General features: G+C 73.7%; 12 protein-coding genes. 1 reads left to right on the top strand and 11 read right to left on the bottom strand.

Annotation, left to right across the window (positions count from 1 at the left end):
- Nucleotides 1-5: 5 nt before the first annotated feature.
- The 11 genes from GTY84_RS32035 to GTY84_RS31985 all read right to left on the bottom strand — a co-directional run bounded on the left by GTY84_RS32035 (nucleotide 6) and on the right by GTY84_RS31985 (nucleotide 11,098).
- Nucleotides 6-563, bottom strand: coding sequence for an avidin/streptavidin family protein (locus GTY84_RS32035; RefSeq protein ID WP_161229929.1), 558 nt, complete (start codon nucleotides 561-563; stop codon nucleotides 6-8).
- Nucleotides 564-577: 14 nt separating this feature from the next.
- Nucleotides 578-1,180 (bottom strand): hypothetical protein, encoded by a 603-nt coding sequence (locus tag GTY84_RS32030; RefSeq protein WP_161229928.1) that lies wholly within the window; start codon nucleotides 1,178-1,180, stop codon nucleotides 578-580.
- Nucleotides 1,181-1,982: 802 nt separating this feature from the next.
- Nucleotides 1,983-2,303: a DUF202 domain-containing protein gene (locus tag GTY84_RS32025; RefSeq protein ID WP_161229927.1), complete on the bottom strand. Its 321-nt coding sequence runs from the start codon at nucleotides 2,301-2,303 to the stop codon at nucleotides 1,983-1,985.
- 2 nt (nucleotides 2,304-2,305) lie between these two features.
- Nucleotides 2,306-2,698 carry a DUF202 domain-containing protein gene (locus tag GTY84_RS32020; RefSeq protein WP_161229926.1) on the bottom strand — a complete coding sequence of 131 codons (393 nt, stop codon included), beginning with the start codon at nucleotides 2,696-2,698 and terminating at the stop codon, nucleotides 2,306-2,308.
- Nucleotides 2,699-2,902: 204 nt separating this feature from the next.
- Nucleotides 2,903-4,078 (bottom strand): MBL fold metallo-hydrolase, encoded by a 1,176-nt coding sequence (locus GTY84_RS32015; RefSeq protein WP_161229925.1) that lies wholly within the window; start codon nucleotides 4,076-4,078, stop codon nucleotides 2,903-2,905.
- 655 nt (nucleotides 4,079-4,733) lie between these two features.
- Nucleotides 4,734-5,972, bottom strand: a complete 1,239-nt coding sequence (locus GTY84_RS32010) for a flavin-dependent oxidoreductase (RefSeq protein WP_161229924.1) — start codon at nucleotides 5,970-5,972, stop codon at nucleotides 4,734-4,736.
- Entirely contained in the window at nucleotides 5,962-7,020 is a 1,059-nt protein-coding gene (locus GTY84_RS32005; RefSeq protein ID WP_161229923.1) for an alcohol dehydrogenase catalytic domain-containing protein, read from the bottom strand. The genes GTY84_RS32010 and GTY84_RS32005 overlap by 11 nt, the downstream gene beginning before the upstream one ends.
- 15 nt (nucleotides 7,021-7,035) lie before the next feature.
- The gene (locus GTY84_RS32000; RefSeq protein ID WP_161229922.1) at nucleotides 7,036-8,217 is read right to left on the bottom strand and encodes a cytochrome P450; all 1,182 of its coding nucleotides are present in this window, start codon (nucleotides 8,215-8,217) and stop codon (nucleotides 7,036-7,038) included.
- A 31-nt stretch (nucleotides 8,218-8,248) separates the two neighbouring features.
- Nucleotides 8,249-9,406: an FAD-dependent oxidoreductase gene (locus tag GTY84_RS31995; protein WP_161229921.1), complete on the bottom strand. Its 1,158-nt coding sequence runs from the start codon at nucleotides 9,404-9,406 to the stop codon at nucleotides 8,249-8,251.
- Nucleotides 9,399-9,593 (bottom strand): ferredoxin, encoded by a 195-nt coding sequence (locus tag GTY84_RS31990; protein WP_161229920.1) that lies wholly within the window; start codon nucleotides 9,591-9,593, stop codon nucleotides 9,399-9,401. Before GTY84_RS31990 ends, GTY84_RS31995 begins: the two co-directional genes overlap by 8 nt.
- 44 nt (nucleotides 9,594-9,637) lie before the next feature.
- Entirely contained in the window at nucleotides 9,638-11,098 is a 1,461-nt protein-coding gene (locus GTY84_RS31985; RefSeq protein ID WP_161229919.1) for an aldehyde dehydrogenase family protein, read from the bottom strand.
- A gap of 147 nt (nucleotides 11,099-11,245) precedes the next feature.
- Between GTY84_RS31985 and GTY84_RS31980 the strand changes: the two genes are divergently transcribed.
- A complete protein-coding gene (locus GTY84_RS31980; RefSeq protein WP_161229918.1) occupies nucleotides 11,246-12,430 on the top strand; it encodes a helix-turn-helix domain-containing protein in 1,185 nt (394 codons plus the stop codon).
- Nucleotides 12,431-12,664 lie beyond the last annotated feature (234 nt).

Here is a 12,664-nt window from a genome sequence, read left to right as displayed (position 1 = left end):
GCGTGTCACTTCTGCGCAGAGGGGGCCCCACCGTTCACGCCGGCCTTGCGGGCCGCGGCGATCGTGGCGGCGGACGGCCTGGTCCTGGTGAACTCGTCATGGCCGACCAGCGTCGACTTCCACTGGTCGGCGGAGGTGGTGCCGGACGTCAGCAGCCACTGGGTGCTGATCCGCGGGTTGGAGCCGCCGAAGTACTGGCCGCTCCAGGTGGTCGCGGAGTGGGCGTTGCGGTAGCTGTTGCGCCAGGAGACGGTCCAGCCGAGTGCCGTGCCGTGGTCCGGCGCGGGAAGGGTGTCGAAACGGCCCTTCACCACGTACTGGTTCTCGGCGTTGCCGACCGCCGAGTCGTATGTGCCGGTGAGACTGCCGTTCGCGTGCGCCGTCACCGTGAAGGTCGAACCGAGTTCGTTGTACCAGGTACCGCTGAGGCCGTTCGTGGCGGTGGCCTTCGTCGCCTTCGCCTTGGCCGTGCCCGGGTCGGCGGAGGCGTTCGCGCCGAAGGCGACGAGGGCGAGCGATGCGGCCACGGCGGCCGTGAGCACGGTCTTTTTCTTGTGAGACACGAATTCTCCCCTGATCAGTGTCCACGAGACTGATGAGCGACATGGTGACGCTCGTGGCTCAGTAGCCTCTCCCAATCTCCGCAGACCTCGACAGTGAAATTCCGGACGTCCTTGAAGACGGCATGGGATTGCGGGAGCGCCACTCGTGTCCCTGTGCCGTGTGCCGGCCCGGGCGGGGGCAGGGCGCCCTCTGCCTCGTTCTTCGTGATGAGCGCGGCAGGAACCGCGAGATCGCCGTCGGCGCCGGATTCGGACACAAGGCTGTTTCCGGCTGAACGGAGCAGGAATTCACGGAGCCGAAAAACAGCGGCAAGAAGAATCCGTGTCCAATAATGATCCGCGATCAATGGTGATTCTTTCCGGAGAGAAAGATCCAGCTCTTTTCGGTGGCCTATCGCGTTCAGCGGACGCACGCGGGCAGCCCCCGTCGGACTGGGGAAGGGGATGACGCCGGAGGCCAGCACCTCCTCTGCGACCGGCCCGAGCAGGGCGAGGACACGCGCCGCCCCGTCCGGCCCAAGCACCGCGGCCAAGGCGTCTGTGCAGGACTCGATCTCGCAGCCGTCCAGGCGCTCCGCTGTCAGCACGGCCACATGTTCGACCCCCTCGGTGCTCACGCAGCGCCGTCCTGGCCTGCCGGAGCGCGCCGACCGGGTCGTCCCCCGGCACGTCGCCACCGGCGGTCAGCCCCCGGTTCGCTGCGAACAGCGGACGCCCCGCGCCGTCCGCCACGTCGGCCGCCCGCGCCAGCGGGGGCAGGAGCTCCGCCGCCGGGGGCGCCACCCGGGGCAGGACGGCGACCGCGGCCTCGCTCCGGGCGCGGAGGACCGCGTCGGGGGCGCCGAACGACCACGCGCCGGGGGTCGCCCGCCGCACGCACCATGGGCGGGTGGAAATTGTGGAAGGCGGCCTCCACAGCCCCGGCAGCCACCGCTCCGAGCGGCGCGACGCGCATCGTGAAGTACCCCCTTGGCGGAGCCGGGGCCGCGGCCCTCGGCGCCGGTCCCGCCGCCACCGCAGGGACCGGGACCCCGCTCCAAGCACCGCACCCGCGTGGTCCTCCTCCTGGGCACCGGCGTGGGCCCGATCGCCCCCCGATCGTCCTCAGCGGCAAGCGCAACGGCCGTGGTGCACGGAGACAGGGTGTACCTGGTCGACCTCGGTCACGGCACCCCCTCCGGCTCTTCCGCTCGGGCCTGCTCGGCGAGCCCGCCGATCTCGGGCGGGTGCGCGGGATCTTCTTCACCCACATGCACTCCGACCACGTCACGGAGTGGCTGTCCCTCTACGACACCGGTCCGGTCAACGGGCGCCTGCAGGATCCCCGGGACCGCATCGTGCTCGGCTTCATAGCGCCGACCGCCGCGACGTGGGTCGCCGACGCATACCGCACCGACGACGCCCTCGCCCGCCGCCCCTCTAGACGACGAGGAAGGCGCCGCAGACCGCCAGGGCCGATGTGCAGAGAGCCGCCGTCAGGGCGCGGGGAACGGTGAGCGGGCGAGGCTCCGGGGCCGAGGCGAGGACGCGCACACGCCCGTGGGCGGCACCGAGCACGGCCGACCAGAGTGCGCAGCACAGGACGGCGGGCACCGCCGCGCCGTGGTGCAGCGCGGACTTCGCGGCGAGCACGACGACGACGGTGCCGGAGAGGGTGGTGCGGCGCCAGGCCAGACGGGTGCGCTCGGGCTGGAGACCGGGGTCCCGGGGCCGGGCGCTGCGGGCGTCTCCGGTCGGCATGCTCAGCCCTCCCGGCCGACGAGGACCACGACCACCATGACCACGGCCACGACGGCGACGATCAGGCTGAGCAGGGCCGGGAAGCGGGAGACGGGAAGGTCCTCGCCCTTGCGCATGGCGCGTTCGCAGCGCACCCAGTGGCTGACGGCGCGCAGCGCGCACAGCACGCCGGTCGCGAGCAGCGCGAGCGCGAGCCCGACGCGCCAGCCCCGGCCCAGGCCGGGGAGGAACTGGTCCACCGCGAAACCGCCGCCGACCAGGGCGAGGGCGGTGCGCAGCCAGGCGAGGAAGGTGCGCTCGTTGGCGAGCGAGAACCGGTAGTCCGGGGTGGTGCCTTCCTGCCGAACCTCCTCGGGGGCGAACCAGAGCCGAGCGTTCCGTATGAATGCGATCACCGGATGACCTTACGACATGACTCATGGGCATATACAACTACCTGTACCGGATGAGAAATCATCGTCATGGTCTGCCGCACTTCGCCCCGGTGGACCGGTCGCGCCGTGGTCCGCGCTCGCGGGGCCCTCCGTCCCGGGGACGGCACTCCGGAGCGCCCGGGGAGGGCGGGAGCACGGGCGCTCCCGCCCTCCCCGGGCGCGGGGTCAGCGGGTCCGGCGGCCCCGTACCCTCAGCCGCATCAGGTCCTCACCGAGGACCAGGTCGCCGCCGTAGTCGCGGCCCACCCGGGAGCGCCACCGGCCGACGGGGATCTTCGGGGGTGTCGGCGAGGTGAGGCCCAGCGGGACGATGTGGGAGAGGGCGAGCCGCCGCGCTCCGGCGTCGGCGGCCACGCCGCCGACCTCGGTGATGTCGGTGTGGCAGCCGCGCAGCCCGCGCACCATGTCCTCCGCGGTACCGGTGTCGATCATGCGCTGGCCGTCCATCACCTCGTGGACGAGCAGGTCGGTGCCGCGCGCCAGTTCGACCAGGTTCGCGCTCGGTGTAGTGTCCCCGGAGAAGGTCACGCTGCCGTGGTCGGTGTCGAACCGGAAACCGAACGCCGGGAACGGCCAGTAGTGGGTGACCAGGGTCGCGCTCACTCGCACCCGGTCGTCCTCGTACACGGTGAACGGCCGTGTCCTCGGCGGCGCCGGCAGGGACGCCGGAGCGGTGACCGGGATGTCGTGCGGCACCACGAGGTCGCGGATGTCCGGTCCCATCCGGCTGGCGATGCCCTGGCTGTTGGTGGTGGTGGCGAAGCCCTCCAGAATGCCGTGGTGGACGTCGGTCATGCCCGGGTGCGGGTTCTCCGGCCGGATCAGCTCCACACCGGGGGCCGGGGTGCCCGGCGGCAGGCCGAGGGACGGCGGGCCGTAGACGTGCAGCCGGTCCGGGTAGCCGTAGCCGACACCGGGGATCGGGCGTCCGAAGAGGATCATCGGGAGGTAGTCGCTGAAGTGGTCCGCGTGGAAGTGGGTGACGAACAGGGCCCGCACCATCGCGTGGGTGATCCCGGCCGCGTAGAGCTGCCGGACCACTCCGCTGCCGCAGTCGACCACGTAGGCACGGCCGTCGACCACCACGGCCTGCGAGGTCATCTGCCGGTCCGTCATCGGCACCGGCCCGCCGCCGGTGCCGAGCAGCACCACGCGCAGACCGGCCCACTCGCCCCGGTGGGCTCCGTTTCCGGCGGACCCGGGGGCCGCGACCGCGGCGCCGGAGCCGCCGAGCGCCATCAGACCGGCGCCGCCGACCGCACCGGCCGCCTTGAGCAGGCCCCGCCGGGAAGGGGGCTGCGCGCTCCCCGCGCAACAGGGGGTGAACTGCGATCCGTTCATTTCTGCGCTCCGTTCGACAGCGGCGCGTGCCGCTTCCTGAAGGGATGCCTCGTCCGGACCGGACGAGGTGTGATCGCGTGTCCGCCCGGACCGCGGCGCGGTGCGTCATCGGTGCGGGCGGGCCGGGCGGCGCCCCGGACGCGGACCCGTCCGGTCCGCGCCGGGTACGGCCCGGGTACGGCCCGGGTACGGCCCGGGTACGGCCCGGGTACGGCCCGGGTACGGCCCGGGTACGGCCCGTGGGTGCCGGACGCGGCCCGGTCCGTGGGCGCGCGGGCGGGCGGCCCGTACGCGGAGGACCCGGAGTGGTGGAGAGAGCGGGGGCGGGCCGAGGCGCCCGGAAGGGCGGGCGGGGTCCCGGGAGTCGGGTGGGCGAGCCGGGGGTGCCGTCCTTCCGGTTCCCGTGCCGGGCTCCCGTCCGGCCCGCACACCGTCCCCTCCGGTCCCGCGGCGGGTTCGGACCGCCGGGGCCCGGGGGTGCCGGCCGCTTCCGCGACCGGTCGCCCGCCTCAGGGGCGGGGAGAGCGACCGTGCGGGGTCACGGACGCGACCGGCACGCTGTACGAGGGGAGCGCCGGCGCGGCGCCCGCCCCGCGGCAAGGGGTGGTTGCGGCACCGCCGGTGCCCGCGGTGCCGACGCCGCCCGTGCCCCGGCCTACGGCGTCAACCGCTCCTTGTCGAATCCGGCGACGACCTTGTACCCGTCGCTCAGTGCGGTGATCTCGTCCCGGCCGATGACGTCGTCGATCCGCTCGAACGGCCGGTCGCCCGTGCGCTCGTGGACCTCCCGGAGGATCGCGTCCGGCGGGTTGGCCCGGTTGGCGAGGACCACCCGGGACGTCGCCGGGAGGCGGATCTCCTCGTAGCGGCGCAGCGCGGTGAGCGGGTCGCCCCCGGCGAGTTCCGCGGCCAGCACCCCGGCGTCGAGGATCGCCTGCGCGGCTCCGTTGGAACCGCGCGGGACCATCGGGTGCGCGGCGTCGCCGAGGAGGGTGATCCTCCCCTCGGTCCAGTGGTCCAGGGGGTCCTGGTCCACCATCGGGTACTCCAGCACCTCGTCGGCCGCGCGGATCATCGCCGGGACGTCGAGCCAGTCGAAGTGCCAGTCCGCGAACGGACCGATGAAGTCCTCGATGAGCCCCGGGGTGTTCCAGTCGCGCCTGCCGCGCTGGGGCGCCTCGCACTCGGCGACCCAGTTGACCAACTGGCGTCCCTGGTCGTCGACGGCGTCGCGGATGGGGTAGATCACCATCTTGCCGGTGGCGAGCCAGCCGGCCCGCACCATCGACGCCCCGGACAGGAACCTCGGCCACACGGTGGTGCCCCGCCACATCATGCAGCCGGTGTACCTGGGCGTGGCCGACCCGGGGTGGAACTGGCGGCGGATCGCCGAGTGCACGCCGTCGGCGGCGACGACCGCGGCGGCGGAGAGGGAACCGGTCGTTCCGTCCGGGTGCTCGATCCGTACCGTCGCGCGGTCCGCGTCCTGGGACGCCGAGACGACCCGGTGGCCGAGGCGGACCGCGTCGGAGCCCAGGCGTTCGAGCACCGCGTCCAGGAGGACCCGTTGCAGGTCGCCCCGGTGGATCGAGAACTGCGGCCACGCGTAACCGGCGTGGCGGCCGGCCGGTTCGGTGTGGACGTGCTGGCCGAAGCGGTTGAAGAAGGCCGACTCGGCCGTCGTCACCGCGACCGCCGCCAGCGCGTCCTCCAGCCCCAGGCGGGAGAGACCGCGGGTGGCGTGCGGCAGCAGGTTGATGCCGACGCCGAGCGGCTCCAGTCGCGGGGCGGCCTCCAGGACGACGCACCCCACGCCCCGGTCGTGCAGTTCCAGTGCCAGGGTCAGGCCGCCGATCCCGGCGCCGACGATGATCACCGCTGGCTCAGTCGCCATGGCTTCCTCCCGTGGTGTCCAGCAGCACCTTCAGTGCCGTTCCGGTGTCCATCGCCGCGTAGCCCGCCGCGGCGTCGGCGAGCGCGAGCGTCCGGTCGATCAGGGGCGAGGGGTCGAGTCGGCCGGTACGCACCTCCTCGACCAGTCGGGGGAGGTAGTGGCGGGCGGGCGCCACCCCGCCGCACAGGCGGATCTGGCGTCCGAAGAGCCGCATCGGCGCGACCGGGTCCACACCGTGCGGGACGCCGACGTACCCCACTCCCCCGCCGGGTGCCACCACGTCCAGCGCGGTGTCGAAGGCGGACTGCATGCCGACGCACTCCACCACCCGGTCGGGCAGCCGTCCGCCGAGGAGTTCCCGCACCCGCTCGACCGGGGACTCGTCGCGGGAGACCCGCAGCGTCTCCACGTCGAAGCCTTCGGCGACGGTCAGCCGCGCCGGCTGCTCGCCGAGCAGCACCACGCGTCCGGCGCCGGCGCGGCGGGCCGCGGCGGCGGCCGAGATGCCGACGGCCCCGTCACCGATGACGACGACGCTGTCACCGGCGGCGACGCCCGCGAGGGCCACGCCGTGGGTGCCGGTGGCGTACACGTCGCACAGCGGCATCAGCCGTCGGGCCAGTTCCGTGCCGAGTTCGTCGGCCGCCCAGGGCAGCGGGACGAGGGTGGCGTCCGCGTAGGGCACACGGATGGCCTGGGCCTGGGCGCCCGCCCAGTCCCTGCCCCAGATCCCGGCGTGCTCGCACAGGGGCTGCAGCCCGCTGCGGCACTGGTGGCAGTCGCCCTCGGAGAAGACGAACGGCGCGATCACCGGGTCGCCCGGCCGGACCGAGGTCACCGCGGCGCCGACGTCGAGGACGCGTCCCAGGAACTCGTGGCCGATCCCGCCGGGGGCGTGCGGGACGATGCCGCGGAAGGTCCACAGGTCCGATCCGCAGATGGCGGAGTACAGGATCTCCACGGTCACGTCGGTGGGGTCGACCACCCGCGGGTCCGGGACCCGTTCGACCGTGATGTCGAAGGGCTTGTTGAATCTCGTGGCCAACATGGTCGGCCTCTCCTCTCAGGCCGTGTGCACGGTGGTGGGCAGGGCGCTCAGGCCGCGGATCAACTGGTTGATGCGCCGCTGCGGCGTGCCGGTCTCGAACCGGACCACCCGGTCGGCCAGCGCCTCCAGGATCGAATGGCCCTCCAGCCTGGCGAGGCCCTGGCCGGCGCAGCCGTGCATGCCGTACCCGAAGGCGACGTGCTCGGCGGCGTCACGGCGCACGTCGAACCGGGTGGGGTCGGCCCAGCGGCGCTCGTCCCGGTTGGCGGAGGCGTACATCATCATCACGCGCGAGCCCTCGGGCAGCAGCGTGCCCTCCACGTCCACGTCGCGGGTGGTGACGCGGCAGAAGAACTGCACCGGCGACTCGATGCGCAGGATCTCGTTGAACGCGCCGGGTATCAGCGCGCGGTCCGCGCGGACGGCGTCCCACTGCTCGGGGTGCTCCGCGAAGTACCAGACGGCGTTGCTGATCGCGTTGATGGTGGTGTCCAGGCCGGCGGTGACATAGGCGGACATCAGCGGCACGCACGACGCGGGGTCGATCTTCCCCGCCTCGGCGGCCTCGTAGATCGCCCGGCCCATGCTGCCCGGGGCGAGCTGGTCGGGGGTGGCCCGGGTGGCGAGGTACACCATCTGGTCCTCCAGCAGCGGGAGGGCGGCGTCGGTGCGCGGGCCCTCGGGTCCGCTCGCCGAGAAGGCGGCGTCGGCCCAGGTCAGGACCTTGTCGCGGCCGTCCTGGGGCAGCCCGATCAGGTCGAGCACGATGGACAGCGGGAAGCCCTGGGCGAGGTCGGTGACCGTGTCGAAGCTGCCCCTGTCGACGAGTTGGCCGACCAGTTCGGCGGCCCGGCGCCGGATGTCCTCGCCGAGCCTGCGGATCTCGCGCGGCGACAGGCGTTCCGCCAGGACGCCGCGCAGCCGGTCGTGCTCCGGCGGGTCGGTGGCGATGATAAGGCCGCGGGTGGCCTCGTTCGCGACGTCGTTGAGGCCGATGCCGCCGGCCGAGGAGTACGTCTCCCAGTCGCCGAGGGCGGCCCGGACCTGGGCGTGGCGGCCCATCGCGTGGACACCGAGGCGCGGCAGGTAGCAGACGGGGCCGGCGTCGCGGATCCGCTGGTACAGCGGCCACGGGTCGAGCATCGCCTCGTCGGTGAAGAGGTCGATGTCCAGGGCCGGTGCGGGGTGGTTGGTCATTGTGGCTCCAGGAACGGGGTGGGGATCGGGGTCATGCGGCGGGGACGGGCTCGGTCGCGGCGAGCCGGTGGAGCCTGCCGACCGGGACCCTGCGGTTCACGGTGCCGGCGGCGACCGGGCGGCCGTCGAGGGTCCACTGGAGGAGGGCGTCGGCGTCCCGGAGCGAGCCGTCGAGCACCGACAGTTCGGTCCCGGGACGGATCTCGCCCGCGATCTTGATGTCCAGGCCCCACTGCTCGGTCCAGAAGAACGGCCGGGGCCGGTGGACGGGTGCCTCGTCGCCGCGGACCAGCGCCGCGGCGGCGGAGCGGGCCTGGTCGAGCGCGTTGGCCCAGTGCGGCGTCCGGCGCGGTCCGGCCGGCCCGTGGGGGCGGGCGGCGAGGTCACCGGCGGCGACGATGTCCGGGCGCACCCGGCAGCGGCTGTCCACGGTGACCCCGGCCGGTGTGGCGAGCCCGGTGCCGTCGAGCCATTCGACGTTGGGCCGGCAGCCGACCGCCGTGATCACGACATCGGCCTCGTGCACGGCGCCGGAGCCGGTGCGCACACCGGTGATCTCCCGGTCGCCGAGCAGTTCCACGCCGTCCTCGTCACGGACGAGGCGGACGCCCTCGGCGGTGGCGGCGGCGGCCATACGGGCCGCCAGGTCCCGGCCGAACTGGCGGACGAGGTGCGGGTCGCGGTCGACGACGGTGACCTCGACGCCGAGCGAGCGCGCGGAGGAGGCGATCTCCATGCCGAGGAAGCCGCCGCCGACGATGACCGCGGAGCGGGCGGTGGCGAGGCGGTCGCGCAGGGCCAGGGCGTCGTCGAGATCGCGGACCACGCGTTCGCCCAGGGAGGTGCCCAGGCGCCGGGCCCGCGCCCCGGTGGCGAGGACGAGCCCGTCGTAGGGCACCTCCTCGCCGTCGGCGAGGAGCACCCGCCGCCGGGCGGTGTCGAGGCTGGCCGCCCGCGCGCCGGTGCGCAGCGTGACACCCGCGGGCAGGGCGGACATGAACACCGACTCCGCCCCTTCCGTGCCCTTCAGGACCGCCTTCGACAGCGGGGGCCGCACATAGGGCGCGTACGCCTCCTCGCTGAGGACGGTGATCGGTCCGTCGTGCCCCTCCTGGCGCAGCGCGTCGCAGGCGGTCGTGGCGGCCACCGAGCCGCCGACGACGACGATCTCCCGCCGACCGCTACGCATCGGCCATCCCCAGCGCGGCGACCGGGCAGACGCGCACGGCGGCCTCGGCGGCCTCGGTCAGGGCGGGCGGGACCTCCTCCAGGAGGATCTCCAGTTCGCCCTCGTCGTCCAGGCGCATCAGGGTCGGCGCCGCCTGCTCGCAGAACCCGTAGCCCTCGCAACGGGCCCGTTCCACTGAGATCTTCATGCGACTTCCTCTTTCGTACTCGGGTGTGGTGCCGGCGGGCGGGGTCAGACGGGGTAGGTGCCCGGAGTGGCGCGGGCCGTGACCCACTGCCACTGGGTGAACTCGTCGAGGTTCCAGTGGCCGCCGTACCGGCCGCCGTTGCCGGAGTCCCCGGTGCCGCCCATGGGCACGTGCGGGGCGTCGTTGATGGTCTGGCCGTTGATGTGCACCATGCCGGTGCGCAGCCGCTCGGCCAGGGCGAGGCCGCGCCCCAGGGAGCCGGTGTGGATCGCCGCCGACAGCCCGTAGCGGGTGGCGTTGGCGAGTTCGACCGCCTCGTCGTCGTCGGAGAAGCGGGTGACGGGCAGGACCGGGCCGAAGATCTCGTCGTGGAAGGCGCGGGCCTCGGGGGTGACGCGGTCCAGGACGGTCGGGGTGTAGAAGGGTCCGTCCTGGGTGCCCCCGGCGCGGAGCACCGATCCGGCGGCGACCGACGCGGTGACGATCTCGTGCACCCGGTCGGCCTGGCGCTCGCTGATCAGCGGTCCGACCCGCACCTCCGGACGGGTGGGGTCGCCGACGGTGAGCGAGCGGACGTGCGCGGTCAGCCGCTCGACGTAGGCGTCGGCGAGCGACTCGTGGACGAGGTGGCGGCCGGTCGCCATGCAGATCTGCCCCTGGTGCAGGAGCGAGCCCCAGGCCGCGTTGTTGACGGCGGCGTCCAGGTCGGCGTCGTCGAGGACGATGTACGCGTTGTTGCCGCCGAGTTCGAGGACGACGCGCTTGAGCATGCCCCCGGCGATCTCGCCGACCCGGCGCCCGGCCGCGGACGATCCGGTGAACGAGATCACCGCGGTGTGCGGGGAGCGGACGACGGCCTCACCGGTGTCGGCGCCCCCGGGCAGCACGTGGAGGAGGCCGTCGGGCAGTCCCGCCTCCTGGAAGATCCGGGCGAGCAGCACCCCGCCGCTGACCGGGGACTCCGGGGCGGGCTTGAGGAGCACCGCGTTGCCCAGGGCCAGCGCGGGGGCGACGGCGCGGATCGCCAGCATGAGCGGGGCGTTCCACGGCGAGATGACGCCGACGGTGCCGACCGGGACCCGGCGCGCCATCGACAGCACTCCGGGCGTCTCGTGCGGGAGCAGGTCCCCGCAGGGCACGTCGACCAGGGCGGCCGAGGCGGTCAGCTCGCCGACGGCCTTGACGATCTCCTGGGCGGCCTTGGGCCGTGTGCATCCCGTCTCGCGGATCATGAAGTCGGTGATGTCGTCCCGGTGGGCCTCCAGTGCCGCGACCGCGCGGTGCATCACCGCCGCCCGCTCCCTGAACGAGGTGGCGGCCCAGCCGGGCTGCGCCGCGGCGGCCGCGGCCCCCGCGTCCGCGACGTCGTCGGCGGTGGCGGTACCGATGGTTCCCAGCCGGGTGCCGGTCGCCGCCTCCGAGACGGCGGCCGGTGTGCCGGATCCCTTCCGCCAGCCGGACGAGTACAGTCGACCGGTCCAGATCTCAGGATCGAGGATGCTCACGTGGGGTCTCCCTTTCGACGGGCGTCGCACCGTCCTCGCCGGACGCCTTGGCCGAAAAGGTATGTGGGACAACCGTGATAAGGCTCACTCCGGTGTACTAATGTGCGCCCAGGATTTCCGACACCGTGTCGGATTGGCGGTAGACGGTTGAACCTTGATGATGTAGTCCAGAACCTGGCCGAACAGCTCGACCGTTCGCTCGTGCTGTACGACGCCGAGCTGAACCTCGTGGCGTTCAGCGCCCATGACGACGACGTCGACGACGTGCGCCGGACGGTGATTCTCAGCCGCCGCGGCAGCGCGCGGGCGCGCGAGATGATCCATCGCGCGGGCGCGCACCGCGCCCACGGCACCGTGGTGATCCCGCCCGACGAGAAGACCGGCGCGCCGGCCCGGGTGATCTTCCCGGTGCGGCGCGGCGACCGCCTCGTCGGGTACATCGCCTACATCCACACCGGCACGCCCGACGAGGCGGCGGCATGGTCCCGCGACGCGCTCGACGTGGCCGCCGACGACCTCAAGGAGCTGCTGTACGAGCGCGAGCTGGGCCGCAAGCGCGATCTGGTGCGCGTCAACGAGCAACTGACACGTGTCCTGTCCGGCGACGCCGACGCGCGTACCGAGGCGGCGAACGTGCTCCGCGGCACGCGCATGATCGGCGCGTCGAGGACCTTCACGGTCCTCGTCCTCACCGTCGGCCCACCGGACGGGGAGCCGTCCATCGAGGACCGGCTGGCCCTCGACGACTGCATGGCCGAGCTGCTGCGCAAGTCGCCGTCCAGGGTCGCGGGGACGGTTCTGGCCACGCACGCCGTCGCGATCACGCCGCGCCGGGTCAACCAGGAGCGCATCGCCGAGCACCTGGGCGGGGAGGAGTTCGCCCGGCTGCGCGCCGGTGTCGGCGACCCCCGGGAGGATCTCGTCGACGTGGTCGGGTCCTACCGGGAGGCCCTGGTGGCGGCCCGGGCGGCCTGGCTGGACAAGCCGACCTACGGCCCGGTCGCGAAATGGTCGGACCTCGGGCTCGACCGGCTGCTGGTCCAGCTCCCCCTCGACTCCCTGACGCGCCGGGACCTGCCGCCCCCGCTGCAGAAGCTGCTGGCCGTCGACGGGGGGCCCGATCTCGTCGCCACGCTGGAGAGCTACCTCGACAACGCCTGTGACGCGCAGGCGACCGCCCGGGACCTCGTGATCCACCGGAGCACGCTGTACTACCGGCTGGACCGCGTCCGCGAGATCGTCGACATCGACCTGGGAAGCGGCAGCGTACGCCGGGAGCTGCACACGGCGCTGCGCGTCGCGACCCTGGCGGGACTGCGGGGCGCCCGCTGACGCCACGCCCGCGGAGGGCGCCCGGCACCGTCACGGGGCCGGGCGTCCTCTTCGGCACGTGCGCGTCCCCGGCCGGGGCGGCGATCGCCGGTGGGCGCGGTCGGAGCCGGGCGGCGGCTCCGACCGGGTCACGGGGCCGGTGCCCGGCGGCGGCTCCGACCGGGCGGAGCGCCCGTTGCCCGTCCTGGTGTGGGCACCGCCGCGTTCCGGCGGCATCGGCACGCGCCCGGGCGG

This window comes from Streptomyces sp. SID8352, assembly GCF_009862265.1.
Lineage (GTDB): Bacteria > Actinomycetota > Actinomycetes > Streptomycetales > Streptomycetaceae > Streptomyces.
This window is presented reverse-complemented; position numbering and strand designations above follow the sequence as displayed.